The sequence below is a fragment of the Arthrobacter sp. P1_B11 genome, from assembly GCF_056406715.1.
Genome location: NZ_JBFTZQ010000007.1, coordinates 246,685 through 272,998 on the forward strand (window position 1 = coordinate 246,685; position 26,314 = coordinate 272,998).

At 62.3% G+C, this 26,314-nt stretch carries 23 protein-coding genes; 10 read left to right on the forward strand and 13 right to left on the reverse strand.

Features of this window, described 5'->3' with window-relative positions:
- Positions 1-43: 43 nt before the first annotated feature.
- Positions 44-724 (reverse strand): GntR family transcriptional regulator, encoded by a 681-nt coding sequence (locus AC1D14_RS08310; protein ID WP_476881559.1) that lies wholly within the window; start codon positions 722-724, stop codon positions 44-46.
- 141 nt (positions 725-865) lie between these two features.
- Between AC1D14_RS08310 and AC1D14_RS08315 the strand changes: the two genes are divergently transcribed.
- The 8 genes from AC1D14_RS08315 (at position 866) to AC1D14_RS08350 (ending at position 9,869) form a co-directional block, all read left to right on the forward strand.
- On the forward strand, positions 866-1,804 hold the full coding sequence (locus tag AC1D14_RS08315; RefSeq protein WP_230117801.1) for a flavin reductase: 939 nt from the start codon (positions 866-868) through the stop codon (positions 1,802-1,804).
- A 101-nt stretch (positions 1,805-1,905) separates the two neighbouring features.
- Positions 1,906-3,336: a purine-cytosine permease family protein gene (locus AC1D14_RS08320; RefSeq protein WP_230117800.1), complete on the forward strand. Its 1,431-nt coding sequence runs from the start codon at positions 1,906-1,908 to the stop codon at positions 3,334-3,336.
- 174 nt (positions 3,337-3,510) lie between these two features.
- Entirely contained in the window at positions 3,511-3,942 is a 432-nt protein-coding gene (locus AC1D14_RS08325; RefSeq protein WP_476968283.1) for an NUDIX domain-containing protein, read from the forward strand.
- Complete coding sequence (locus AC1D14_RS08330; protein WP_230117798.1) at positions 3,939-4,394, forward strand: riboflavin kinase; 456 nt, start codon at positions 3,939-3,941, stop codon at positions 4,392-4,394. The genes AC1D14_RS08325 and AC1D14_RS08330 overlap by 4 nt, the downstream gene beginning before the upstream one ends.
- A 32-nt stretch (positions 4,395-4,426) precedes the next feature.
- Positions 4,427-5,953, forward strand: a complete 1,527-nt coding sequence (locus tag AC1D14_RS08335; RefSeq protein WP_230117797.1) for an NAD-dependent succinate-semialdehyde dehydrogenase — start codon at positions 4,427-4,429, stop codon at positions 5,951-5,953.
- Positions 5,954-6,002: 49 nt separating this feature from the next.
- Positions 6,003-6,512, forward strand: a complete 510-nt coding sequence (locus AC1D14_RS08340) for a cysteine hydrolase family protein (RefSeq protein WP_476968284.1) — start codon at positions 6,003-6,005, stop codon at positions 6,510-6,512.
- 1,716 nt (positions 6,513-8,228) lie between these two features.
- On the forward strand, positions 8,229-8,795 hold the full coding sequence (locus tag AC1D14_RS08345; protein ID WP_230117795.1) for a recombinase family protein: 567 nt from the start codon (positions 8,229-8,231) through the stop codon (positions 8,793-8,795).
- Between the two features lie 498 nt (positions 8,796-9,293).
- Positions 9,294-9,869 (forward strand): hypothetical protein, encoded by a 576-nt coding sequence (locus tag AC1D14_RS08350; protein WP_230117794.1) that lies wholly within the window; start codon positions 9,294-9,296, stop codon positions 9,867-9,869.
- Positions 9,870-10,795: 926 nt separating this feature from the next.
- Here the strand turns inward: AC1D14_RS08350 and AC1D14_RS08355 are convergent.
- From AC1D14_RS08355 to AC1D14_RS08410, 12 genes are all read right to left on the reverse strand, one after another.
- A complete protein-coding gene (locus tag AC1D14_RS08355; RefSeq protein ID WP_230117792.1) occupies positions 10,796-11,737 on the reverse strand; it encodes an aldo/keto reductase in 942 nt (313 codons plus the stop codon).
- A 64-nt stretch (positions 11,738-11,801) separates the two neighbouring features.
- Positions 11,802-12,914 carry a Gfo/Idh/MocA family protein gene (locus AC1D14_RS08360; protein ID WP_230117791.1) on the reverse strand — a complete coding sequence of 371 codons (1,113 nt, stop codon included), beginning with the start codon at positions 12,912-12,914 and terminating at the stop codon, positions 11,802-11,804.
- Positions 12,911-13,924 carry an alcohol dehydrogenase catalytic domain-containing protein gene (locus AC1D14_RS08365; protein ID WP_230117790.1) on the reverse strand — a complete coding sequence of 338 codons (1,014 nt, stop codon included), beginning with the start codon at positions 13,922-13,924 and terminating at the stop codon, positions 12,911-12,913. The genes AC1D14_RS08360 and AC1D14_RS08365 overlap by 4 nt, the downstream gene beginning before the upstream one ends.
- 124 nt (positions 13,925-14,048) lie before the next feature.
- Positions 14,049-15,143, reverse strand: a complete 1,095-nt coding sequence (locus AC1D14_RS08370) for a nitrilase-related carbon-nitrogen hydrolase (protein WP_230117789.1) — start codon at positions 15,141-15,143, stop codon at positions 14,049-14,051.
- A 105-nt stretch (positions 15,144-15,248) separates the two neighbouring features.
- A complete protein-coding gene (locus tag AC1D14_RS08375; protein WP_230117788.1) occupies positions 15,249-16,946 on the reverse strand; it encodes a GMC family oxidoreductase in 1,698 nt (565 codons plus the stop codon).
- Positions 16,939-17,499, reverse strand: coding sequence for a gluconate 2-dehydrogenase subunit 3 family protein (locus AC1D14_RS08380; RefSeq protein ID WP_476968285.1), 561 nt, complete (start codon positions 17,497-17,499; stop codon positions 16,939-16,941). The genes AC1D14_RS08375 and AC1D14_RS08380 overlap by 8 nt, the downstream gene beginning before the upstream one ends.
- Positions 17,486-18,598 (reverse strand): ABC transporter permease, encoded by a 1,113-nt coding sequence (locus tag AC1D14_RS08385; RefSeq protein ID WP_230117786.1) that lies wholly within the window; start codon positions 18,596-18,598, stop codon positions 17,486-17,488. The genes AC1D14_RS08380 and AC1D14_RS08385 overlap by 14 nt, the downstream gene beginning before the upstream one ends.
- 38 nt (positions 18,599-18,636) lie before the next feature.
- On the reverse strand, positions 18,637-20,181 hold the full coding sequence (locus tag AC1D14_RS08390; protein ID WP_476968286.1) for a sugar ABC transporter ATP-binding protein: 1,545 nt from the start codon (positions 20,179-20,181) through the stop codon (positions 18,637-18,639).
- A 12-nt stretch (positions 20,182-20,193) separates the two neighbouring features.
- Positions 20,194-21,270 carry a sugar ABC transporter substrate-binding protein gene (locus AC1D14_RS08395; RefSeq protein WP_476968287.1) on the reverse strand — a complete coding sequence of 359 codons (1,077 nt, stop codon included), beginning with the start codon at positions 21,268-21,270 and terminating at the stop codon, positions 20,194-20,196.
- 105 nt (positions 21,271-21,375) lie between these two features.
- Positions 21,376-22,347, reverse strand: coding sequence for a 1-phosphofructokinase family hexose kinase (locus AC1D14_RS08400; RefSeq protein WP_230117783.1), 972 nt, complete (start codon positions 22,345-22,347; stop codon positions 21,376-21,378).
- Positions 22,344-23,144, reverse strand: coding sequence for a DeoR/GlpR family DNA-binding transcription regulator (locus AC1D14_RS08405; protein WP_230117782.1), 801 nt, complete (start codon positions 23,142-23,144; stop codon positions 22,344-22,346). Before AC1D14_RS08405 ends, AC1D14_RS08400 begins: the two co-directional genes overlap by 4 nt.
- Positions 23,141-24,550 carry an FGGY-family carbohydrate kinase gene (locus AC1D14_RS08410; RefSeq protein ID WP_476968288.1) on the reverse strand — a complete coding sequence of 470 codons (1,410 nt, stop codon included), beginning with the start codon at positions 24,548-24,550 and terminating at the stop codon, positions 23,141-23,143. The genes AC1D14_RS08405 and AC1D14_RS08410 overlap by 4 nt, the downstream gene beginning before the upstream one ends.
- A 96-nt stretch (positions 24,551-24,646) precedes the next feature.
- Between AC1D14_RS08410 and AC1D14_RS08415 the strand changes: the two genes are divergently transcribed.
- Both AC1D14_RS08415 and AC1D14_RS08420 read left to right on the forward strand, forming a co-directional pair.
- Positions 24,647-25,561: a class II fructose-bisphosphate aldolase gene (locus AC1D14_RS08415; RefSeq protein ID WP_476968289.1), complete on the forward strand. Its 915-nt coding sequence runs from the start codon at positions 24,647-24,649 to the stop codon at positions 25,559-25,561.
- Complete coding sequence (locus AC1D14_RS08420; protein WP_476968290.1) at positions 25,558-26,283, forward strand: SDR family oxidoreductase; 726 nt, start codon at positions 25,558-25,560, stop codon at positions 26,281-26,283. Before AC1D14_RS08415 ends, AC1D14_RS08420 begins: the two co-directional genes overlap by 4 nt.
- Positions 26,284-26,314: the final 31 nt, after the last annotated feature.

A 26,314-nucleotide genomic window follows, 5' to 3' on the forward strand; every position in this document is an offset into this window, starting at 1 on the left:
GCCGGGAATGTGGAGAAGCGCATGGCTTCCTTTCGTGGTTGGTTCAGTTCCGGAGCGACTGCACCGGTTCGGTGAGGGCCTCTCGGGACGAGGCATGGACGTGGTTCCTCATGGCGGCTTCTGCGCCGAAGGGGTCTTTGTGTTCGATCATTTCCAGTACTGCGCGGTGTTCCCGGGTGGAGGCTGCGAGCCGGCCCGGGTGTTCAACGGTGCGCAGGACCAGCCGCTGGTATGCGAGCTGGTTCATCAGCCGTCCATAGTGCTCGACAAGCTTGAGGTTGTCCGAGCCCCGGACGATGGTCCAGTGAAACTCGTGTACCAGTCGGGCGTAGGCCTCTGTGTCGTTCGTGAGGACTGCGGCCTCGGAGTCCTCGAGGTTCAAGCGGAGCGCGGACAATTCCGTTGTCCCACCGCGGCGCGCGAGCAGCGACGCTGCGAGTCCTTCGAGGGACTCCTTGATCTGGAACAGCTCGATGATCTCCCTGCGGGTGGGCTCGCGGACGAACGTGCCCACCTTGGGACGTATCTCCACCAGTCCCTCATGCTGAAGCTGCTTGAGGGCTTCCCGGACAGGGGTGCGGCTGACGTCGAACTCCTGGGCAAGGAAAGCCTCCGGAACAACGGCACCCGGCGGGAAGTCACCCCCCAGGACCAGCATCCGGATCTTGTCCAAGAGGTTCTCCCGCTCAGCCGCCTCAACACTCAGCATCGTTTCTTCTTGCATGCATCACAGCTTATGTTGCATGCAAGAAGGGAGTCAAGGGAGAGGTGCGTCCTTTTGCCTAAGTTCACAAATTCCGCGCCATTGCGGGTTTTTGTAGATTTTTGTTGACTCGATCGTGTGATCTGCCTTACCGTCATTGGTATGCAACAGACACTTGAACCGCTGATCACATCAGCCTGGCTCGCTGCTTGGGACAAGGGTGACCTCAATGCCCTCGACGGCCTCGTGGCAGCTGGCTACAAGCGCACCAGTAAGGCGACAGGCGCAACCGTCGACATCACTGGTCTCAAAGAAGAGATCGCCGCAGTACGGGAAGCCTTCCCGGACCTGCGCACGACCATCGATGACATCGTCGAAGGCTCGGAAACAGTGGCCGTCTTCTGGACCTCCACTGGCACCCACACCCAGGAATACCTCGGCGTCCCGGCAACAGGACTTACCGTTCAGACCAGGGGCTCGAACATCCTGATCCTCCAAGACGGGAAGATCACGAAGGAAACGGTCACGTGGGACGGGAGCGAACTGCTCGCTGGTCTTGGGATTCGCCCCTTGCGCGGGATCGCCGCGCCGGAGGTTGGAGACGGCGGCGACTTTCCCGAACTTGACGCAGACCTGATGAAGGCGTTCAACCGCCAATTCATCACGGGCGTCACCGTGGTCACCACCAAGGAAGGCGAAACCCCCAAAGGACTGGCAGCAAACTCCTACTGCTCAGTCTCCATCGAGCCGCCACTAGTGCTCGTCTGCGTCCAGAAGACCTCAAGCACCTACCCTGCGCTCTTCTCCTCGAGCCACCTCGGCATCAACATCCTGGGAACAGGGCAGAAGGACACAGTCCGTGTGTTCGCTTCCAAGGCCCCGGACAAGTTTGCGGAACTCGACTGGCACGAGGGCCCGAACGGAAGCCCGCTCCTGGACGGCTCGGCCGCATCCCTCGAAGCCGAAATTCAGGAACGCTTCCAAGCAAAGACCCACACCGTCTTTATCTGCCGGGTACGGCATGCCGAGATCGACAACACGGCACCCATGGTCTACAAGGCCGGGCATTTCTATGACGGCGCACAGCTCGCCGAACTGTAAGTTCCGGCGCGGCTGACCGCCCTCGGACAGGAAACCAGCCGCGCCGACCCAATCTGCTCGTAAGCAGCGCACCGCAGTGCGCATCCAACTTTAGGACAATCATGAGCCCAGACACCATGCGCGCTGCCGAAAACAGTGTCGCCGAAGACCGCGGGTACCGCGACAGCCTCACCAAAATCGAGCCCTACGGCATCGAACACATCCCTGACGTGGAACGCCACGGCAAGCCCCGATCGCAGTTTTTCCTCTGGTTCGCGGCCGGCATGAACTTCCCCATCGTCGTCCTCGGCTTCAGTGCCGCCTATTTCGGGCTGCCCTTCTGGGCCGCCGTCCTAGCGATCGTCCTCGCCGGCATAACCTCCTCGGCAGGAATGGGATACCTGTCCGCCATGGGCGTCCGGCTCGGCGTCCCACAGCAGATGCAGGGCCGGGGACCTCTCGGATTCATCGGTAACCTGTTCCCGGTGGCATACGTGAATGTCTTCGCCGGCATCGGATGGGCCGCCGTCACCGTCATCCTCGGCGGACAGGCCATCTCACTGCTGACCGGCATTCCGTTCTGGCTCTCGTCCCTTATTCTCATGGGCATCCAGCTCGGAGTGGCCGTCATCGGATACAACCTGATCCACTTCCTCCAGCGCATCCTCTCCTTCGTCCTGGTGATCGGCTTCGCCTTCATCACCATCGTGGCCGCCGCCAACGGACGAGTCATCAACGTCGCCGACACAACCGCCCCCGGCTTCAACGGGATCGGCGGATGGATTGTCTTCTTCGGATGGTTCTTCTCCTTCATCGTCGCCTGGATGCCATTCGCCTCCGACTACTCCCGCTACCTCCCCAACACACCGGGCAACAGGCGCGGTGCCAGCTGGGCGACCATGCTCGGCAACTTCATCACCCTGGTCTGGATGGGAATCCTGGGAACCGTCCTCGGATCCACTACCAGTGCCTCCGACAGCATCGGCGCCCTCAAAGAAGTCCTGGGACCCTGGGCCGCCATCGGACTCGGCGTCGTCGCGTTGTCATCCTTCACCCAAAACTTCCTGAACGTCTACGGCGGCGCCATATCCATCCAGACCATGGGCGTGCCCGTCAAACGCCACACCGCCGTCGTGGTCATCTGCGTCGCCTCATACGTCGTAGCCTTGTTGGGCCAGGAAGGGTTCAACGCAGGTTTCACCGCGTTCCTCAATCTGACGGCGTACTGCATCGCCCCATACGTGGCTGTCCTCGTGTGCGACTACCTCTTCGGAGGTCGCCGCACCGAACGAGGCCTCCGCGAACTCTTCGACAAGAGCAGGAAATTCGAATGGGGCTTCGTGGCCTGGGCTGCAGGCGTCGTCATCTCCTCCCCATTCTGGATGTCCTCGATCTACACCGGCCCCATCGCGGCCGCGTTCCCCCAAATCGGCGACCTCTCCTACTACGTCGGAGCCGCCGTCGCGACCGGCGTCTACTTCGCCACCCACCGGCGCCAGCGCCTCTCGGGACACAAAATGCTCGACCGCAGCATCGCCGGGCAAACCCTCTAAGACCAGGTGGCTCCCCGACCGACAGGCGGGGAGCCACCTGTCCCATCCACAACAGCCATGGACGCCACCGCCACACGGTAGAACCGCATCCGCCCAACAACCGAGCCGGACAAGGATCGACATGAGTATCGCACCGCTCCTACGGGTAGGCGGAGTGGCACATGCACTCGCAGAATGCAGCCCCGCACCGTGGTGGCCGTGATCATTCAGTGGCGAGGACGGATCGCCCTGTTCAAACGAAGCCAGTCCGTCGGACATGACCGCGGACTCTGGCATTGCATCACCGGATATCTCGAACCTGGCACCACGCCTGAAGGGCAAGCCCTCACAGAACTTCGCGAGGAAACAGGGCTTACCGAGAACGACCTGACTGATTTCCGGCAGGGGACGCCGCTTCTGTTGCCAGACAAGCAGGGCAACCCGTGGTTGGTGCACACCTTCACAGCCGTCACCCGGCGCCGCAGGCTGACCATCAATGACGAACACGACACTTTCCGCTGGACGGCGCCTTCGAAGATAAGGCGATTCAGCAACCGTGTGACGTGGCTGGATCAGGTCCTCGAGGCCGCCCCGGTACCACCGGACCAGCACGGAACAGGATCATGACAGTCATTCAAGGCATCGTTGAACACGGGGACGAACGAGGCAGGACACTCGGATTCCCCACCGCCAACATCCAGCTCTTCGATAACCAGGCCGAGGACGGGGTATGGGCTGCGGTGATCCGGACCGACTCCGGAAAGCCCTGGCTCGCGGCAGTTTCCATCGGACGACGGCAGACGTTTTATGCCCAGACCGGGAACAAATTGCTCGAAGCCCACCTCCTTGACTTCAACGACGACCTCTACGGGCGGCAGCTGACCGTCACCCTGACTGCCAAGCTGCGGGATCAACAAACCTTCTCGACCATCAACGCCCTCACCGAGCAACTGCACCACGACGTCACAGCAACCCGGAACTGGGCACAACAGCACTATCGTTGGCTCGTTTCGCCAGGATCGCACGAGAACGGCGCCGCGATTTGGCCGCTGCCCCGGACGTTGGCTGCTGCACAATGACCAACTCACAAGGACTTTGGAAGGAGCCCTAAGTGGCTGAAGGAAACACCACGACCACCGAGACCGTAATCACCGGGCCTGAAGCGAGGCTCCTCGCCTCCGTGCCCACCGGCCTCCTCATTAATGGACAGTGGCGGGACGCGTCCGACGGCGGCACGTTCGACGTGCACGACCCCTCCACCGGCGAGGCCATAGCCACCCTCGCCTCGGCCACCAGCCAGGACGCCGTCGCGGCGCTCGACGCGGCCGACGCCGCCCAGGCCTCCTGGGCGCACACCGCACCACGGGAACGGGCCGAGATCCTGCGCCGCGCCTTCGACCTGGTCACCGATCGCGCCGAGGACTTCGCGCTGCTGATGACCCTGGAAATGGGCAAGCCCCTGGCCGAAGCCCGCGGCGAGGTCATCTACGGCGCCGAGTTCCTTCGCTGGTTCTCCGAAGAGACGGTCCGCGACTACGGCCGCTACCTCACTACCCCCGAGGGCAAAAACAAGATCCTCGTCCAGCACAAACCGGTAGGACCCTGCCTGCTCATCACCCCCTGGAACTTCCCGCTCGCCATGGCCACCCGCAAGGTCGCCCCCGCGATCGCCGCAGGCTGCACCATGGTCCTCAAGCCCGCCAAACTCACGCCGCTGACCTCCCAGCTGTTCGCCCGGACCATGCTCGACGCCGGCCTGCCCCCCGGCGTGCTGAACGTGGTGTCCTCCTCCAGTGCCGCCGGGATCTCCGGTCCGCTGCTCGCGGACCCGCGCCTACGCAAGGTCTCCTTCACCGGCTCCACCCCGGTAGGCAAACGACTCATCGCCGACGCCGCACAGAACGTGCTCCGCACCTCCATGGAACTGGGCGGCAACGCCCCGTTCATCGTGTTCGAAGACGCCGACCTGGACAAAGCCGTCGAAGGCGCCATGGCCGCCAAAATGCGCAACATGGGCGAGGCCTGCACCGCCGCCAACCGCTTCCTCGTCCAGGAATCCGTGGCACAGGAATTCACCGCCAAGTTCGCCGCAGCCATGGGCGCCCTGACCACCGGCCGCGGCACCGAACCGGACACCCAAGTCGGCCCGCTCATCGACGCCAGGGCCCGCGACGACGTCCACGCACTCGTGAGGGCCGCCGTCGCCGCCGGCGCCACCGCCGTCACCGGCGGCACACCCGTGGACAGTCCCGGCTACTTCTACCCGCCCACCGTCCTGGCTAATGTCCCGAACGACGCCGAGATCCTCCGCCAGGAAATCTTCGGCCCCGTCGCCCCGGTGACCACCTTCGCCACCGAAGAGGACGCCATCCGGCTCGCCAACGCCAGCGAATACGGGCTTGCCTCCTACCTCTACAGCCGCGACTTCAACCGGCTTCTACGCGTGGCCGAACAGATCGAGTTCGGCATGGTCGGCTTCAACGCCGGCGTCATCTCCAACGCCGCAGCACCCTTCGGCGGCGTCAAACAATCAGGGCTCGGCCGCGAAGGCGGCACGGAGGGCATCGCCGAATACACCACCACCCAATACATCGGCATTGCCGACCCCTACACCGGCCGGGAAGGCCAGAAATCATGACGGGCAGCCCGAACGTGGTCCCGCCGGGCGGGCAAAGCGTCATCTGGTCGTGATTGACATGCAACGTGCCTTCCGCCAAGAAGGGGAGTGGCACATCCCTCGCTACGACGAAGCGGCCCGAACCATCGCACGTCTGGCGGCATCCGGACTGGAACCCATCAGCACACGCTTTATCCCCGACCCTGCGGAGAATGGCGCGTGGTCGTCGTACTACGACCGCTGGCAAAGCATGCGCCTGGATCCCGCCGATCCCATCTGGCACACCGAGCTTCCAGACATTGAGACCCGAGGCTCCATCGACCTTCCAACGTTCTCCAAATGGGGGCAAGAGCTGGCCGAACTGATTCCGGTCGGGGAAGAGATCATCCTCACCGGTGTGGCAACTGACTGCTGCATCCTTGCCACCGCCCTGGGTGCCGCGGACGCAGGTCGATATGTGACGGTGGTCGAGGACGGGTGTGCTGGTCAGAGCGACGCTGCGCATGTCCAGGCGCTCAACCTTCTAGAACTACTGTCCCCAATGATCAACGTCGTCAAAAGCGATGCCCTCCTTACCTGACTGTTGCAATGCGAATCGGGGCAATGTGCAGAGGCCGGGGAGAATCGCCAGCTCATTACAAGGGTGCCAATATCAAGTGGTGCTCGGACGGCACTGGCCGGAGCCACAGCGAAGGTACGCATCCGGCACCCCGCGGACCGAACCGGTCATTTACTAATGAAACCGTCCGGACCCACGCACCGTTCAGACAGTCCCGTTGGGAGAAAACGCCACCAAATGCGGGCAGGAAACAGCCTCTCTTGAAGCCGCTCCCCCACGTATTTTGGAGCGCCGATAAGCGTCGTTACGTAAGGCTAGGGGCTAAAAGGGCTCCCCTAACGAAAAGCACTTTGCGTGCGGACTATTGCGGCACGGTTAAGCAAGCTTTGTATATCCGAATTTGTCGTTTTCATCTTCGTGCCGAAATTCCCGCTTCAACTTGCTTAACGAAACCCATTGTCGCCAAGAACTGCATGGCCTCAGTGTAAGTTGCACCTATCCGCATCTCTCTCCGCCCGGAGTCTTCGGGCCCGGCGGGGTCCATTAGTGAATGTGTAGTCCACATAACGGAAGTAGGCTGGCCTCGTTACTCGTAGGAGCCCTTTGTCAAAGTACGCCTGCTGTACCAGTCCGCTGTCATACCTCAAGGTGAGCTTGGTATCTCCGGCTGATATGTCCCTTACATCCAAGCCGGCTGCCCCTGGGTTTGGGGAAAGCGGCACGACTGCTTCGTAGCCAAACGCAGAGGTCCCGAATTGGGTTATCACGAGCGCGAAACCGGCGAGGCCAACGCTACCCCCGATAGCCACCCTTGTGACAGATCCTGGATCCATGCGATGGACCTTGACGGCGAGCAGAACCCCCATAGCTGCCAGTGATATCCAGAAGGAAAACATCAGCGGAGGCATGCCGACCACAGCGGGGATTTCCAGAGTAATGCAAAGAACCCAAGGAACGACAAGCGTGTTCACTATCCCTATAAGCACGGCCATAGTGGTCCACCACGCATTTGGACCCTTGCTCGCTTGAATAACTAGCGCCACTACGGCTGCCGTAGCCAATGTCACTAACCAAAATCCCAGGTCCGCTCCCGCCGTGTTCTCTGACTGAAAGCGGGAGCTCGGTGTTACCACCATAAAGGTCAAAATGGAAGCACCAAAAGCAAGCAGGGGGATGTGAAGGCCGCCTCCGAGGCGGCCTCGATGGGCCCCCCGCCCCAAAGGTGTTTGGCGAACGGTCTGGGAAAGTAGACGCCGCCGGTTGTGCCAGCCCGGGGCCCTCCTTCCCTTTCGAGATGAAGGGGAAGGAAAGGAGGAAAAACTGCTTCTCATATGTCCATCCTCAGAGCCGGGCGCCAATCCAGTCGTACAAGCTTAGGACCTCTCTGGTCTTCCGGGAGAACTAATTGCCCATCCCGATCGTGCCGAACCCTGGAAGAGCGGGAAGCCTCAGAAATCGTCTGGATGCGGGCTGTCAGGACCGGCATGTCTCCAGGATCTACCTGATCAACGCGGGCACTGGCATCGAACCCTAGGGGTTTGCCGCCTGAGACGAAAATGATGGACCATAATTCCCTGGATATGCCTCTGTACCTACAGCTGCCACGCGATCTGGCGCAGGCAGGTCTTTGGGGCATTCTTAGCTGCACCCAAAACTGTTGATGTCCACACCTGGTCTTGACTTTCTTCTGGAAGGAGCCTAGAACTCAACCTGACAGGACGATGGTTGGAGGTGCCGATGGCTGGCCAGCGGATCGGGTACGTGCGCGTAAGCACGCTGGACCAGAACGAGAAACGCCAGCTTGACGGCCACGTTCTGGACCGGGTCTTCACGGACAAGGCCTCCGGCAGGGATACCGCGAGGCCAGAGCTTACGGAGTTGCTGCGGTTCGCCCGTGACGGGGACACCGTGGTGGTGCACAGCATGGACCGGCTCGCCCGCAACCTCGATGACCTGCGTGCCCTTGTCCAAGGCCTAACCCGAAAAGGAGTTCGAGTGGAGTTCATCAAAGAGAGCCTGGTCTTCACCGGCGAGGACTCCCCTATGGCCAATCTCATGCTCTCCGTCATGGGCGCCTTCGCCGAATTCGAACGCTCCCTCATCAGGGAACGCCAGCGGGAAGGCATCGCCCTTGCCAAGCAACGTGGCGCATACAAAGGACGGAAAAAGACCCTCACGCCAGAACGGGCCGCCGAACTCGTTCAGCGCGCCGTCACCGGTGTTCCAAAAGCCCTCCTTGCCCGTGACTACGGGATCAGCCGGGAGACCGTCTACCAGTACCTCCGGCTCGCAAAGCTGGAATGAGTTTCGCCGCCGGGCCGGCATTGCGTATATCCGGAGTCGCCGTAGCCTGACGGAATATCCGTTATCGACGTTCTAAAATGGTCGGGGAGGGACCTGCATATGGATCCGCTTCACCTGCTGATGAGAGTCCTGTCGGCCACGACCCGGCGGCATGTGGTTGACGCCGATGCTATAGATGGTCTCCTTCTCGCCGTCAGGCGGTTTTACTGATTGTTGTGGCTGACCTCGGTGATGGCGACCTGGCGACGGTAACCGCAACGCCGTTCTCGAGGGAGTCCACTTCGAATACTTCAGTTTGACCCTAGTGCGCTCGGTGCAGGAAGCCACGTTTGAAGCCTTTCGGTATCAGAAGTATCTGCCCGCTGTACATATGCGCAGGGCTTAGCTCCGGCGGCGCTTCCCTTCCAGCCCACGAGGCCCTTGAAACCCAACAGCTTGGGTGCCACACTGCACTATTACGAGGGGTCTGGGGGGTCCTGCGCGACGAGAGGACCTCTGATGAGAAAACAACCAGGAGCAAGGTTCACTGTGCTCACGGCCGTGGCGGTCGTCGCCTTGGGCCTGACAGCCTGCACCGGAGGAGAACGGGAAGCTGCCGTTCAGCTCGCGAAAAGCGCAACGTCCAAGGTTTCCAGCGCAGTGGGCCACGACGCCGGAGAAATCAAAGTCGCCGCCTCTGATGCGTCCAAACTTGCCAGCCGGTATCACACCTCTGCTGAGGAGGTCACCGCCGTGGCAGGGCAAGCCGACAACTACAGCGGCTGGTCGATCCCTCAAGCGAGTGCAGACCGGATGGCGGAAATAGCCAAGGCCGCAAAGAAGAACAAGGCCGTCTCCGCGGGGGTCGACATCGCCTGCGCCTGGGCAGCAGGAGAGATTAAGAACTCGGAGCAGTTCCAGAGCTCCCTGGTCGATGCCACGGTCGGAATGGCCTATAACGACGCGTATGCGTTCCGACAGGCCACCGAACAGCTCGCGGATAGACTGACGAAAATGCAGGCCGAGGGCACAACCAAAGACAAAGCTGCCGCAGCCCTGTTCTGCTACGGCTACTCGGTTGTTCAAGTGGAGTAACCCGGCGAGAGCCTCTCGACTATTTGGCCTGATTGGGGTCCCATTCGTCCGGCGGGTCGCGCTTCTCCAAGGTCTGGATGAGCGGGTCATACCCCTCGTCCGGTGCGCTGTGGTTGGTGGCATTCGTATCAGTCGGGCGGTCCTTTGCAGGAACATACGCGCCCTGGTGCCGGCCCAGTGTGCTTGGGGCGGCTGGTCCGGCGAAACGAGCTGGCATTAGCTTTACGGAATCACGGCTATCGGCGGTGGGTTGTAGCACCTCCGCGCCGCGAGCGGAGAGCCTCGTCCCTGCGCCGTGGCTTCGGACTCGTTTCGCCGCCAATGACGGCATCCCATTGATCTAACCGTCAGCATCGGGCACTAATAGACCGCCGCGAGCTCCGGACCATGCAGGCCCGTGGTTCTTTCACGGGGCCGAAAAACCTGGCTGAGCTCGTCGCGGCGCGCCCCTTCGCATGTCCCGCCAGGGCGGCGCCGCCGATCCCGACGGGCTGGCCAGAAAGCTGGCACTTCTCCTGGAAGGGGCGCAGGCGCTCGGCATGCCCCCTTTGCATACCGGCTACCCGCGCCTGGCACACGCTGCCGCCCGCCAACTCATCCAAGAAGCCCTTCCCTTGGCTCCCAACAAAGCTCCTGCACCCACGAAACTCAGATGACGTTCGGCACGCTGGCCAGGATGTAATCGGTCGCGGCAGGACCGGTCATGGCCAGGGCATTGCTCGTGGGACTGATGCCATGCACGTCCTTCAGCGCCTTAAATTCCACCAAGGGAGGGGCCCTTGGGGAGTGGGTGATCAGGCACCAGATGGTGTACAGGCCGTACAGTGCATCGGGCCCGAGTCCTGGTCCTGCCTCCCGGTCGGCAGCGATGGCTTCGGCAAGAAACCGGTCAAAGTGGGCGGAAACGTCGAACTCACGACCTGTGGCTAGCCCAGTTCTCCCGTACCGGCAGCGGCCAGGGGAAGGAGCTGGGACCAGAGTTCAGCCGGAATGTCCCATTCGGCCAGACGTGCTGTTTGGTCGACGCGGCCGGGTTCGGACATGCCGACGATGGTGGATGCTACGCGGTGATCGCGGGTGGAGAACTGAAGGGCGGCGGCGGCCAGCGGCACCGAGTACATCTCACATAGTTTCTGCATCTTTCGCACGCGCTCGATGATGGCCTGGCTGGCCGGTCCGTAGCAGTAGTTGGGAACGGTGTCGGGGCCTTTGACGAGCATTCCGCCACCAAACGGTGCGGCGTTGACGAACGCCACGCCCCGGGAGGCTGCGTCCTGAATGAGCGGTTCGGCTGTTTGATCCACAAGGGTGTATCTGTTGTGGCTGATGACGACGTCGAAGGCGTCTGTTGCCAGATACTTCAGCTCAAGGTCGATGGGGCCGCCGGCGACGCCGAGGTGTTCGATCACGCCCTGGTCTCTCAGTTCAATGAGGGCCTCGAGGGGACCGCCGGCCGCGGTGCCTTCTTCGAAGGTGATCTTTTCGGGATCGTGGAAGTAGACGAGCTGAAGACGGTCCAGGCCGAGCCGTTGAAGGCTTTCCTCCACGGACCGGCGGACACGGTCTCCCGAGAAGTCCCTGGTCCCGACGATCGGGTCTACCTTGGTGGCCACGACGAAGCCCTCCGGCACGCCGCCCGCTTCCGCGAGGGCCTGGCCGATCCGGCGTTCGCTGTCGCCCCCGTGGCCGTATTCGTTGGACGTGTCGACGAAATTGAATGGACCTTCCATGACTTTGCGGATGGTCGCAACGGCGGTGTCAGTGCTGACTTCGTAACCGTACTGAGTGGGATGGCTGCCCAGGGCGCTCGTTCCCACGCAAACGGGTGAGACTGACAGCCCGGTACGGCCAAGAGCTCGGTTTTCCATGCTTTTTCCTTTGCTTATCTGTTGTGTACGACCATGGGTTGTATCAAGAGTCGTAGTTTTACGGTCAGGACAGAGCCTGCGCGCAGTGCTGGGCGTTTGACCAAGGTTGAAGCCTGGAGTTGGTGCCCCCTTCGGATCCAGCAGCTTCATGTATCAGAAGGGAGAGATAGTGGTCCTGGCAGCCGTCAGCAAGGGAGTATCCCTCGGAACGATTTTCTGGAAGCGTGTTCAGCAGGCAAACTGCAATGGCGATCTCTTCGTCCGAGAGCCGCGCGCCCGGGAACGGGTTGCGGTATATGACCCGGCCTCCGACGCTCAGGGTGTCCAGCTCGGCCCCTTCCAGGTTGCCGTCGATGCCGAGTTGACGGCGCACGATCGGGGCGCTGACAGGTGCGCCGTCGTCCGCCAGCCACGTGAGCTGGTCGCCCACCAGTTCGGCGTGGCTGCCGCGAACCTGGATCTGCCGCCTACGCAGTGGATTGAACCACTGTGTATCGGTGAAATCGTAGAAGCCCGTCTTGCTGCCGAAACGGAGAATGGCGAGGGTCTGGCGTTCGGTCCCAAGATTCTGGTTTTCGGGCCATCCGGTTCGGTCCGGCCCGGCCATGATGGGAACATCCTGGGCGGTTGCAAGGACACGTACGGGATCGCTGCCCGTGTCCATGAGTGCCCGGAGGATGGCAACGGCATGATAGTCATGGGTCCAGGAGACGGACGCGGAGCTAACCTCGCCGAAGGCTCCGTCTTCGATGAGGCATCGGACACCGGCAAATGTAGGCAGGTACGGGTGCTGTTCAGCTACCTGAACGAGTCCTGTGTGGCCGACGTCGTTCCACAACTCAGTCATCGAGAAAACGTCAACCGCGGGCGGGGTCTCGGTCAGGACGGGGATGCCCAGCGCGACCAGGGTCCGCAGCACGTCCAGATTGGCTTCCCGCGGAACACAGGTCACTGCAACGTCCGGCCGCAAAAGCTCGACAGCCTCATCGATGGTGCGGAAAGTCGGCAACCGCCACTGCAGCTCGATCTCCGCTCCGCCCTCGGCGGTCCGCGTGACCGCGCCCACGCAGGTGAACAGCTCCGGCAGTTGCCGGGCGATGCGGAAGTAGAAGTCGGCGCGCCAGCCGCGTCCGACGACGAGAAACCGGTGCGGTTGCACTTTGGCGTCGGTGTTCATGCGCCCGGAATCAGAACGGCCCGCGCCAGAAGGTCTCCGGACTTCAACCGCGACAGCGCGAGGTTGGCTTCACTGAGAGGAAAGTCCTCGTGCACGGAGCGTAGTTTTCCGTCGGAGGCCAGGCCCAGCACCTCGGACATCTCCCAGCGGCTGCCTAGGACGGAGCCGACCACTGTCTTTTCGTCCCCAATGTCCAGGGGCCCCACCGACTGTGCCACCCCGAGAACCACGCGTCCGCCTGGCCTGACCACGCGGATGGCATCGGCAACGGCATGATCCGATGGAGCGAAGACAATGGCAGCGTCCAGCGAGGCGTCCGGCAGCACCGGGCCGCCTTCATGCCCGGCCGGGACATACGACACTGTCGCACCCAGCTCTTCAGCCAGGCCACGGTGTGCGGCGCTCCTGGAGACGGCGTAAACGTCGGCCCCGGTGAGGGCCGCCATTTGTAGGACCATGTGACCGACGCCGCCGACGCCGAAGATGCCCACTTTCTGGCCCGGGGACAGTTGCGCTTTTTTTACTGAACCGTGTGCGGTTATGCCAGGGCACAGCAACGGGGCCGCTTCGGCGTCGGAGAGCCCGTCGGGGATCTTGTAAGCGTAGGCCGCGTTCGCCAGCATGACTTCGGCATAGCCGCCGTCCCGCGTTTCACCGGTGATCTGGCGTGCACGGCAGCGCTGCTCGTTCCCTGTCAGGCAATGAATGCACAGACCGCACGTGGACCAAATGGGCTGCACACCGATCCGGTCGCCCACGGCCAGGTTGGTGACGCCGGGGCCGAGCTCCTTGACCCTGCCCACCACCTCATGACCCGGGATGACGGGCACGCTGGCGGGCGTGCCCGGCAGCCAGTCACCTTCGATCATATGGAGATTGGAACGGCATACCCCGCAAGCCAGTATGTCGATCGATACTTCGCCGGGGCCAGGTGTCGGTTCGGGGACTTCGACGTAGTCCAGCGGGTTGCTTTCGATGGGACCGGGGGTGCGGAGGATGGCGGCGTACATGCGGCTCGCTTTCAGGTGCTCCGGATAATTCGGAGGACGACGATGGTTAAAGGGTGTGCGGGCGCCCGGGCCCGGCGGCCCGGGCGCCCGCATTACCTGGTCACTCGATCAGGTGGATGCTCTCTTAGCGGGAGGTGCCCGACGGCGGAACCAGCAGGCCGCGTTCGATGAGCTTGTCGATGTTGCCTGCGCGGCGCTTCTCCTCGCGGGCCAGCCAGCCTTCAGTGGGTGGTGACGTCAGGTACTGGTTTTTTTCGTAGATCGGCTGCTCGTAGATGCCGGCGTACATTTCGGTGCGCAGGTCCTTGAACCAGTTGGTGACGCCGTTGGCGCTGCGTGAGCGGCGCAGGGCCTCGAGGTCGATGACAGAGCTCACGAACGAGTCGCCGCCGCTGACGCCAGCCTGCTTTACCAGCACGTTGCCCTTGTGGTCCACGATCATTGACTGGCCGCCGAACAGGTCGAACAGGCTGCCGTCGTCGTTGCGCTGCGGGCCGAGGTTCGGAGCGACGACGACGACCTGGTTGAACATGGCGTGCGCGCGGTTCTGCAGGTCCCACATGCCGGCGCCCACCTGCGGTTCGATCAGCGTGCCCCGAATGATGATCTCGGCACCGTTCATGGCCAGGCCACGAGAGGTCTCGGGGTAGGCGCCTTCGTGGCAGATGATGTAGCCGATATTGCCGATCTCGGTCCTGGCCACCGGGAAGAACGCGTCCAGCACGCTGCCGTTGCCGCGCTTTTCGACGAACTCGTCCCAGATGTCGTGCGGGTTGGTGGTGCCCAGCGCGCCCCCTTCGTAGGCGTCGGATGTGGACTTGTAGCGCTTGTAAATGACTTCACCGTTGGGATCGATGATGAACGCCACGTTGAACAGGTGGCCCGGGAAGTCCTCGTCCTTGACCAAGTACAGCTCACCGGCGATGTAGGTGTTCAGCTGGCGGGCTTTCTGGCCCAGGATGTCAGTTTCGGGTCCGGGGATCGTCATGGCGAATGCTTCGTGGGCTTCCTTGTTGCCGGCTTTGAAGTCCGGCAACATGCCCTGGATCGCCATCTCGGGCAGGACTACCAGCTTTACGGGTGCGCCGTCGGTGGCGGCGACCATGACGGCCGGGTCCATGAAATCGCAGATGCGCTTCGTGTTTTCGATCGCGTCTTCGCGCTTCTTGATCGTGTGGACGACGTTGGACAGGGCCACGATGGAATACGGGTCAACCATTGGTTTCTTCTCTTTCTTTTTCTTCACTACCGTCGGCCCGGATTCAGGCCGACTGTTCGGTTTACAGATGCTCTTGCTGCTCTGGAGAAGCATCACCCGGAGGTGCTAGACCTTCTCCAGAATTCGGTCGGCACTCAGGTACGCGAGGGCCTGCAGGGTCTGGGTGGGGTTGTAGCCGGACAGCGTGGGAAACTGTCCGCCTCCGACCACGTAAAGACCCTTGCATTCATGGGACTCGCCGTAGATGTCCACGACGGAATCCGCGGGATTTTCGCCCATGCGGTGGGTGCCCACTTCATGGGTGGAAAGGTGGTAAGCTGGCGGGTTGGCTTCGGACCAGAACTGGGTGGCGCCCATTTCGTCGGCGATGTTGCGCTTTATTTTTTCGAAGTAGTTCAGCGCCGCAACGTCGTGCTGGGACCAGTCGTGGGTGATTCGAAGCGCGGGCTGGCCGAACTTGTCTTTTACCACCGGGTCAAGGTCGCAGTAGTACCGTTTCGTCGGGAAACTCGGGATTTGGTTGTGGATGCCCATGAGTTTGCGGTAATTCTCGGAAAACCAGTCCTTGAATTCCCCGCCCCAGCGGCGCATGCCCGGTGGCAGGTTGTGTGCGGCCTCGATGGGCTGCAGGTCGCCGGGGATGCTCGTGAGGACGGATCCCCAGAGAACACCTTCGTCGTTGTCCGGCACGCCGTCGCAGTTGAGATCATCCACCACACTGGCGGCCACCAGGGGCGCCATGAACGGGTTGCTGAACTCCGGCAACACCAGCGTGCACCAGCCGAAGCTGTGGGTCATAAAGTTCTGTCCCACCTGTCCGTTGGCGTTGATGCCGGAAGCGAGCAGTAGCCGGCTGTTTTCGAGGGCGTAGCAGGCGACAACCACCAGGTCCGATTCAACGTCGTGCACCACGCCATCAGCGTCGAAGTAGGAGACGCCGGTGATGCTGCGTCCTGTCGCGTCGCGGTTCAACCGGAAGACGCGGGAGGAGGAGCGGATTTCGAGGTTGCCCGTCTGGAGCGCCATCTCCACCGAGGTGATGCGGCTGGACTGCTTGGCGTTGACGTGACACAGGAACCCATGGCAGAAGCCGCAGTATTCGCAGCCCTTCAGTGATTTGTAGTCCGTGGAGGCCACGGCCGCGGGCTGCTGGAATGGGCGATAGCCGAGTCTTTCACAGGCGGCCTTGAAACGGTCGTCGGCCGGTGCCCGGCGCAAGGGCGGCATTGGGTACTCGCGCTGGCGGTCGGATTCGAATGGGCTGCCTGCCGGATTGTGTATACCCTTGACGTTCCCGGCCTGGCCGGAGACGCCGAGTTCCCATTCGACCTTGTCGTAGTAGGGCTCCAGATCGCCGTAGCTCACCGGCCAGTCCACCATGGTGGAGTCGCCGTCCAGCGCCTCGGGCCCGAAGCGTTCCTCGATGAGTGACTTCATATGGAAGTCGGAGTCGCGGTGGCGCCAGGAGGCACCGCCCCAATGAAGCGTTCCGCCGCCGGGGCCGATCGACGGCGGCAGGTGCAGCGGTTCGCTGTTGCCGCGGACGCCGGCTGCCCACGGCAGAAGTTGGGCCTCGGTCGCTTCATTCGGCCGCCACGTCACCGGATCGGTGGACAGCTGGGGAACGAGGGAGCCCCGGGAGTAGTACTTGACCTCGTCATGCTTGAAGGTGAACTCCTCGTTGCTGTGCATCGGGCCCTTGTCCAGGGCAAGGACACGCATGCCGGCCTTGGTCAGCTGTTCGGCGATGATGCCGCCCGATGCGCCCAGGCCGACGACGATGGCCTCTGCTTTTTCAGGCATTCGCGCCCCTCAATTCGTTGCGTAGATCTTCCAGGGATTTGATGGGGATGATGGTTGAGTCGAACCCGGGCTTCATCTGTTCGGCGTTGTAGCCCCATTGCGCTCCGGGGAAGCCGACCAGCTGCCAGCCGAGTGTGTCGTGGTTTCCGCCGTACTTCGGGTCACAGAACATGCCTTGGATGGTGTGTTCCCAGACAAGCGCGAAGAAGGTTGCCAGCGGGTGGGGCACATCCGGGTGGGTAGAGGACTCAGCATTCTCAATCCGCTCCAGGAGGCTGTCCGCGGCGTCGCCGGACAATTTGGCGAACGGGGACCCGTACACGTCGTTACTGAAGGCATTGAGTGCTTGGACGCCTTCTCGGTAGCACAGGCGCAAGGCTTCGTCCTCGTCCGCAGCGGCCCGATCGATGAAGACAATCACGCGCGCATCGCGGGCACCCGCCCTGCCGTCGTCGTTCGGGAAGATACGTTCGCAGACGGCCTCGATTGTCTCGGCCTCTGCCTGCGTGAGGAACTGCCACTGGGTCACGGTTGTATCGCTACTTGGCGGCATCGATCTTCTCCTTTTCCTTTCCTTCGGACGGGAGGTCGGAACCCTTCCCGGTGTAGCGCTTCTGGAACACGAGCTTTCGTATCGCACCAGGGAGCTTGTTTCCCACCCCGCTGGTGAACAGCACTGCGAGGAGGATGACTGCACCTTTGACGATCAGCTGCGGCTGGGCCTGGATTCCAAGCAGATCCATGATGTTGAGGATCACGGCGATGATCAGGCCGCCGAGCACCGCGCTGATGGGGTCTCCCGTACCACCGAACAGTGACGCGCCGCCTACCACTACGGCCGCGATAGCGTTGAGCTCGTATCCTTCGCCGATAATTGCGCTGCCTTCCGTCAACTGGGCGGCGATCATGACGCCGCCGAGCCCTGCCAGCAGAGACGAACAGAAGTAGGCACCCACGATGTCCCGCTTGATCGGAAGACCCGAAAGCCGTGCAGCGTCGGGGTTCCCGCCGATCGCGAAAAGGCGACGTCCGTAGCGCGTCTGTGACATGGTCACGGCCAAGACGATCATGACGATCATGGCGATGACGACAGGGGCAGGCAGCGGCCCTAAATCTGCGGTAAAGGCGGACAGGAAACCCTGATCATCGATGGCCACCTGGCGCCCGGTCTGCAGGATGTACGCCACTCCACGGGCAATGCTCATCATCGCGAGTGTCACGATGAACGGGGTAATTCCTCCATAAATGATCATCAGACCGTTGAAGACGCCCACGAAGCCAGCGACCAGCAGCGCCAGCAGCAGCGCCAATGGCCAAGAGACGCCTGCCTGCAGGGCAAGCCCCACAGTGACGGAGGATAGTGCGGCTACGGCCCCGACGGAAAGATCAATGCCGCCGGTGACGATGACCAGATACTGGCCGACGGCAAGCACGGAGACAACCGATGCCGTAATGAGCACGGCTATCAGGTTCCGGGACGTCATGAAATAGGGAGAGAGAACGCTCCCCACCGCCAGCACAAGGGCTCCGACCACGAAGAGATATCCCTTGGAGCCAAGCGAGTTGGTGAATGTCCGGAGGGCATTGACGGCGGCGGACAGACCGGAGGTCTGGGGCTGAGGCGGGGTGACTGGACTGGTATTGAGGGCCACGAGTTACAACTCCATTGTTAGAACTGGTTCTTGGGTGATCAGTTGAATCGATTGAGGACGGCGGCTTCGCCGTGTTCGTCGATCTCGGCACGGTCCACGGACCCGGAGATCCGGCCACGGCTGAGGATCAGCACGCGGTCGCACATGAGCGCTTCATCGATTTCTGAGGTGATCACGATGACGCTGCCGCCGTCTTCCACGAACTGACGGATAAGCTCATAGATTTCGAGCTTTGCACCCACGTCCACGCCTCTTGTGGGTTCCACGATGATCAGCGTCTTGACGCCGCTGACCAGCCACTTGGCGAGGGCAACCTTTTGCTGATTGCCGCCGCTGAGGTTGCCGACGGGTTGCCCTACGGACGCCACTTTTATGGCCAGCGCGTCCCGCATGCGGAGGGCGGCCCTGTGTTCGCTGCCCCGGTTTAGGAAGAACCCGGGCGAAAACTTCGCAAGTGAGGCCATGGTGATGTTCTCGGTCACGGACATCGTCAGCGCCAGGCCTTGGGTCTTGCGTTCCTCCGGCAACAGCCCGAGGCCGAGCCTGATCGATTCTGCGGGATCCGCTGTGTGCCGCTTCCGGCCGTTGATCTCGAAACTCTGCTGGGTCGATTTCTCGGCCCCGAACAGGGCCGCCGCCAGCTGGCTTTGACCGTTCCCGGACAGGCCGGCGACGCCCAGCACCTCCCCGCGATGGAGCGTCAAGTCGATGCCATGGAGGTCATGGCCATCCCGGAGCCCCCGGACGGCCAGGGCTACCTCTCCGGTGGTTCGGCCCACCCCCAGCCGGGGCGTCTCGCTGGAACCCAGTTGCAGTTTCGCCGACTGCTCCGTGCTTACTCCGCCCAGCATTGCTTGCAGGATCAGGTCATGGCGGCTCGCGTCGGCCTCATGGACCGCCACCCGCCTGCCATCACGAAACACGGAGATTTTGTCGCAGATCTCATACATTTCGTCGAAATGATGCGAGATGTAGATGATGGCGATGCCAAGTTTCTTCAGCTGGTTGAGGAGGTCAAACAGCTGGCGGACGTCGTGCCGGGGCAATGTAGCGGTCGGTTCGTCCAGAATCAGCACCCGGGCGTCGCCGCTGACAGCCTTGGCGATTTCCACTGCCTGCCGGTGCGCGATCGGCAGGGAACCGACGGGGGCCCGGACGTCGAGATCGAACCCGAGGCGGAGCAACTGTTCGCGTGCCTGCGACCGGACCGCCCGCCAGTCGACAGTTCCAAGCACTGTCCGGGGCAGCTCGCCGACGTAGATGTTCTCGGCTACGGACAGGTGTGGCATCAGGCTCAACTCCTGATGCACCGTCATGATCCGCGCCCGCTGGGCCGCATGTGGATTGTCGAAACTGACCGGGAGCCCGTCAAGGAGGACTGTTCCGGAGTCAGGCTTTTCCACTCCGGATAGAATCCTTACCAGCGTGGACTTCCCGGCACCGTTCTGCCCGGCAATTCCGTGGATTTCTCCAGGCATGATGTGCAGATCGATATTACTCAGGGCCTGGGTGCCGGGGTAGGCCTTGGAAACCCCGGCCACTGCGATCAGTGACCGTGAGGCAATCTCAGCGGGCGCAGTCATGATTTCTCCTGCTTATTCTTCGCCGGCGAAGGCGAGGCTGTCGGTGACGTACTTGGACGCGTCCTGTGGTGTGACAGCGAGAGCGGGGAGCACACGCGTGGCAGGTGAGCCGCTGCACTTGCCGGTCGGTTTGCCGGCCACGGCGGCGATCGCCTCATCCACGGCGTAACCCGCCTGCAGAGCCGGCTGGTTCAAGCCGTCGGCCACGACAGGTGAAGACGGGTTAGTGGACATGCTCTTGATCACGTCCATTCCGCCGTCAAATCCGGCGATGACGACCTTGGTGTTGCCTTGCTGGTCCATCAGCCCGGAGCCCTTGAGCGCTTCGGTAACGGCGGGCATGACGACGTCCGTCTGGTTGAACACGACGTCGATATCCGGGTTGCCGGCGAGGACGTTCCGCATGGCGGCCAGCGTCTTGTCCGGCAGCGCTTCGCCGTAGTTGTTAGGGATCCGCTTGGTCTTCACACCCGGGTGCTGGGCCATGTACTTCTCCCAGCCGGCCATGAAGCCCTTCTCCCGGCTCTCCGTTACGAGTTCCTGAGGGAACAACGCCTGGATGTACAGGTTGATGGTGGAGTTTTCGCCCTTCTTCGCCACGGCTGCGGCGGCTGCCTTCTCGCCCACGAGCGCTGCGGTAGCCTCGCCGTCGTCGTGAACGTTGCAGGCGACCTGCTTGGCGAGCTCTTCTGAGACCCTGTCGTTGACGACAACGACGGGGATGCCGGCAGTCTTTGCAGCTTCAATGCCGCTGGCTACGTTTCGGTCACCAACGGGTTCGATGATGATCGCCTTGGCTCCCTTGTTGATGAAGGTGCGCATCTGCTGGATCTGGGTCTGCGCGCTTCCTTGCGCATCGACCGCCTCCATGGTGTAGCCCTTGGCTTTGCCTGACTTCACGGCGCCGTCGGACATGGTACTTAGCCAGGAGTTTCCGGCGATGAAGCGCATCGAGATGCCGATCAGGCCTTTTTCGTTGGAGGACGGGGTGGCGGCTGGGGCCGACCCGCTGCATCCCGTCGCGACAATCATTGTTGCGGCGGCCAGGGAGGAGATGAGAGCGAAGCGCGTAGCGCGTTTTGTAAGCATGATGCTCCTAAAATGGGTAGGGTGTAGCCACAAATTGGTGGGGTGCAAGCCCGATGACCGACGTAAGACCACCGCCGTGGCGTAGAGATTGTTGGCCGGCAGGGACTAGCGGGGGCATTCTTCCGGCTGATACCAGTCAGTGCAAGGTTCCTTGAGGGCTCGGGTACGGTCGGGATCGTCGCTGATTTCCACATTTATCGAGACGCCCTGGCCCTGATAAAGAGTGCCCTCGTGCTGAACGGCGGCAGCCGCCCACGCCATGCCCTGCCGCAGGGCTTGGCTTCCGCTTCCGCCGCCGGCCAGGAAGCCGGCAAGCAACGCGTCGCCGGCGCCGACGGCGCTGACGACGCTATCAACCCGAGCACGACCGTAGTAGCAGCCGGAATCGTCGAGGAGGATTGCTCCGTCGGATCCCAAGCTGGCCAGGACTGCCCGTGCACCTCGTTGCCGGAGTTCTGCAGCGGCGTCGACGACGTCACCGAGATTCTCCAGCGCCCTGCCGGTGAGCTCAGCGAGCTCGCTGGCGTTGGGTTTGATGAGGTCCGGCCCGTACTGCAGCACTTTCCGCAGGGCCTCGCCCGAGGTATCGACAGCGACGCGTGCGTTCCGCACCTGTGTGCCGACTACCAGGTCTGTGTATATGGACTCGACTTCGCCGACGGGCAGTGTCCCGCAGGCGACCATCCAGTCGCCTTCGCCGACGCCGTTCAGTGCCGCGCTGACCAGAGATGCCGCTTCCGCCCGGTCGAGCGTGGGGCCGAGCTCATTGATCTTCGTCACGGTCGCGTCGGGCTCCACGAGGCTGACGTTGCTGCGGATCTCGTCCGCGATCGGTACGGCAAGGAAGGGTACACCCATGGCGGCCAGCATCGAAGTGATCTGCGTCCCGGCGAAGCCGCCTGCGGGTAGAACCGCCAGGACGTCGATCTCGTGGGCGTGCAATGCAACCGCCACATTCACGCCTTTGCCGCTCGGCTCGCTGTAGGCCCGCAGGCTGCGTACAACCTCTCCACGGGGCAGCGCTTCAACGCGCATGGTCCGGTCCAAACTGGGGTTCGGTGAAACGGTCACAATCATGCCAGCTGCACCTCGACTCCCGCCGCTCTCAGGGCCTTCAGTTCACGGCTGTCCGCGCCTTTGTCGGTAATCATGAGGTCGATATCGGCCAGATCAGCGTGCTTGCAGTTACTTACGCAGCCAAACTTGCTGTGGTCAGTCAGCAGGATTCGCTTGCGCGCGCTGGAAAGCATGATCCTCTTGACGGCTGCCTCTGCAGGGTCCGGAGTGGTCAACCCGCGATCCACGGACACTGCGTTTGCTCCTAGGAAAGCCACGTCAACGTTGATCTCATCGAGTGATCTGGCGGCCCAGTGGTCCACTTGGGCCGCCGTCAGTGGTCTTATCCGGCCACCAAAGGTGTAGACGGTCAGCAGAGGCCGGTCAAGTAGGGAGGCCGCGATGGTGAGCGTATTCGTATAAACCGTCATCTCCCGGTCGCGGGGGAATAGATCCGCCAGACGCGCAGTGGTCGAACCTGCGTCGATCAGCACTGACCCGCCCGGGGGAAGGTGTTCCAGGGCCGCCTTGGCGATCCGGGTCTTTTCTTCGGCAAAGCCAGTGCGTCTGGCAACCGCGGGTTCATAGGTCAGGCGACCGACGGGCACCGCACCCCCATGTACGCGCCGCAACAGGCCAGACTGTTCCAGGAACACCAGATCTTTTCGGACCGTTTCATTGGTTACAGCGAGGTCCTCGGCGATTCCTGTTGCGTCGACCCGTCCCTCTGTACGGAGCATGGTTAGGATGAATTCGCGGCGTTGTTCCGGATAGAGCAGCCGCTGGTCTTGACGGGAAATGTCTTCGATTTCGGTCATGAGGGCACCCTGTCTCTTGAGGCGTTGTCCGGCTCGGCGGGGGAGCCCTGCTGCGGGAAAGCCGCAACGGGAGCTTGGGCCGGCACCGGAAAGTCATGAATGTCTCCAAAGAGGCCCGCAGCCATTCCGCCAAACAGGGCCGCTCCGCGCGCTCCGGTCTCCTGGACCGAGGAGAGCCGCACCTTACCGAAGGCGCGCTCCTTGGCCTCGAGGAGTGCCGTACTGCGGGACCATCCACCAGTCACCACCATGGAGGCATGCTGACCGACCACGGCGTTCATCGCGGAGTGGACTTCGTCCGCCTGGGCTGTGACCGCGTCCACGGCGGCCATCCATACCCGGGCCGGGGTCACGTGGCCCGATATCCCTTCGAGAGTTAGCGCCGCGGGATCTTTGCCTCTGAGTCGAAGGGCGCCAGTGTGGGCGCCTGCTGCTTCCCCGTCCAGACGGCGGATGTCACGGGTGGACTGCCCGAGCATGGACAGGGTGGTCTGCAGGATCACGCCGGCTTGCGTGCCGCCCAACATCGTCCACTTGTTCGCAATAGCCGACCAGCCAACGGTGATGCCCGCCCGGGTCAGTTTCAGGACAGCGCCCGGCTCCAGACCGGGATCAATCGTTCGAACGAGGGCTTCTGCGGTGCCGCAGGAGTCCAGTACGTCTCTTGTTCCGCCGGCACCTGCGCCGACGACCGCGGCCTGATGGTCATGACCTGCGACCGTGAGCGCGGCTCCTGTTAGACGGCTCAAGCCCGCCTCGGCCGCAACGGTGCCAATATTGGTGCCGGCCGTGACCAGCTCCGGCAGGAGGGATACGTTGAGGCCCGACCACTCCAGGGCGTCGCTCCACCAGTCTCGGGTCGCCAAGTCAAGCCAGCCCGTGCGGGATGCCAAAGATTGTTCTGTGACCGCTTCGCCGCCAAGCGAAAAAGCTATCCATTCGGCGATATTCAACCGGCGCACGGCGCGGCCGGCGGCGGGGACATGGTCCAGCAACCACCGGTGTTTCGTCAGGGACCATTGGGCCCGCAAGGGCAGACCCGTCCGCCTTGCGAAATCGTCCTCCGTGACATGGTTCCTCAGGTCCGCCAGCTCCTGGCCGTCCCGGGTGTCATGCCACGCGATTATGGGAGTGAGTGGTCGGCTTTGGGCATCAACGAGGACACCCGACTCGCCCATGCTGGTAATGCCGAGCGCGACAATCCGGCCGGAGGGCGCATCCTTCAGGGCTAGTGACAGAGCCGCCTTTGCTGATTCCAACAAATCGCAAGCGGCGACCTGCACGCCGGACGGCGAGGTGTCCCACGGCGTTCGGGCACGGCCCTGAGCCAGGACCTTCCCGTTTTCACAGACAACTACTGCCTTGCTTGATGTAGTTCCGACATCCAGACCGACTGTTAGCACCATCGCTTTGTCACCTCCTTGGCTCCCATTGCTTATTGCGTTCTATTGGATATTATTGTGTTTGCTTGGAGTGTTGTCAAGGTCACATCTGAAAGTCCTGTGATCGCAGCCGCCTACAAAGCTTTCGTCCCGGGTTTCGGGGAATTAACTGAGGAGAATTGCATGCCTGTGGTCCACACCGGAGAGTTGTTGCGGGAGGCGATGGCCGGCGGGGTCGGGCTGGCTGCCTTCAACGTCATCAATCTTGAACATGGCGAGGCGATCGTTGAAGCCGCCGAAGAACTCGGGCTTCCTGCCGTGCTGCAGGTGAGCGAAAACTGCGTCAAGTTCCACCGGGGCCAGGTCAGGCCGCTGCTGGCCGGTCTAGCCGCCATGGCGGAAGCGTCGGATGCCCGCGTTTCCTTGCACCTGGACCATATCGAAGAGTTTCAGTTTCTGGAGCAAGCAATGGGGACGGGGGTCTCCTCCGCCATGTTTGATGCATCGAAGCTCGCCATCGCGGAAAACATTGCCGCTACCCGGAGAGCGGTTTCCTTTGCCCGAACCCAGGGCTGGCATCTTGAAGCCGAGCTTGGCGAGGTGGGGGGGAAAGACGGTGCGCACGCCCCTGGCGTCCGAACCGATCCGGCGGAAGCGGCGGCCTTCATCGAGTCCACCGGCGTCGACTCTCTTGCTGTTGCCGTGGGGAGCTCACATGCGATGACCGCCCAGACAGCGCTTCTTGACCATGACCTGATCAGACGGATCCGCGCCGTCGTCGACGTGCCCCTCGTATTGCACGGATCTTCGGGCGTTCCGAGCACAGAACTAGCGTTTGCCATTGAGGCCGGCATGACCAAGATCAACATCGGGACCATGCTGAACATCGCCTTTACGGAGGCCGTCCGGGAGGCTCTCCGCGCCCAGGACCTGGTGGATCCCCGCAAGTACCTGGCACCAGCGCGGACCCGGACCGCCCGGGTCGTACGTGAAGCGTTGAAAGCTATTTCTTCACCTAGGACAGGACAATCATGAACGAGACAGTCAACCGGCCGCTGTTGGGCAAAACCGCTTTCATTACGGGAGGCAGCGGCGGCATCGGTGCCGCCGTCGCGGACGCCCTGTCCCAATCAGGAGCGGCCGTATGTATCGTGTCCAGATCCGGCTCGGGTTCCCGGCTTCCCAACAGTTTGACGGTTGCGGCCGATGTCAGGGATAGGGAGGCGATGAAGGGCGCCGCCGCGCGTGCGGCCGAGCATTTTGGAGGTATCGACATCGTCGTCGCCAACGCCGGGGTTGGCTCCTGGGGACCTTTCATCGACACCCCCGACAGTGACATTCAGGAGATGACCGAGGTGAATGTGACGGGCCTCTTCCACACCGTGGAAGCCACTCTTCCCTATCTGAAGGAAAGAGGCGCAGGGGACATCATCACTGTGGCGTCCGAAGCTGGCCGCCGGGGGCTGCCCGATGAAGCCGCGTACGTTGCCACCAAGTTCGCCCAAGTCGGATTCACGCGATCGCTGGATCATGAGCTTAGGGGCAGCAGCATCCGCTGCACGAATATCTGTCCCGGAGGTGTCGCTAGCAATTTCGGGATGGGACGCGGCCTGCGCCGGCCGGGCATGCCGGAACTGGAAGACATGATGACTCCTGCCGATGTCGCCGAGGTTGTGCTCTTTGCTCTCTCCCGCCCGCGGCACATGCGGATACTTGAGGTTGCCTTCCGGCATATGTCCGAACAATCGTGGGGCTAGAAAGCCAATATACCGACAAGGCTTAGGAATT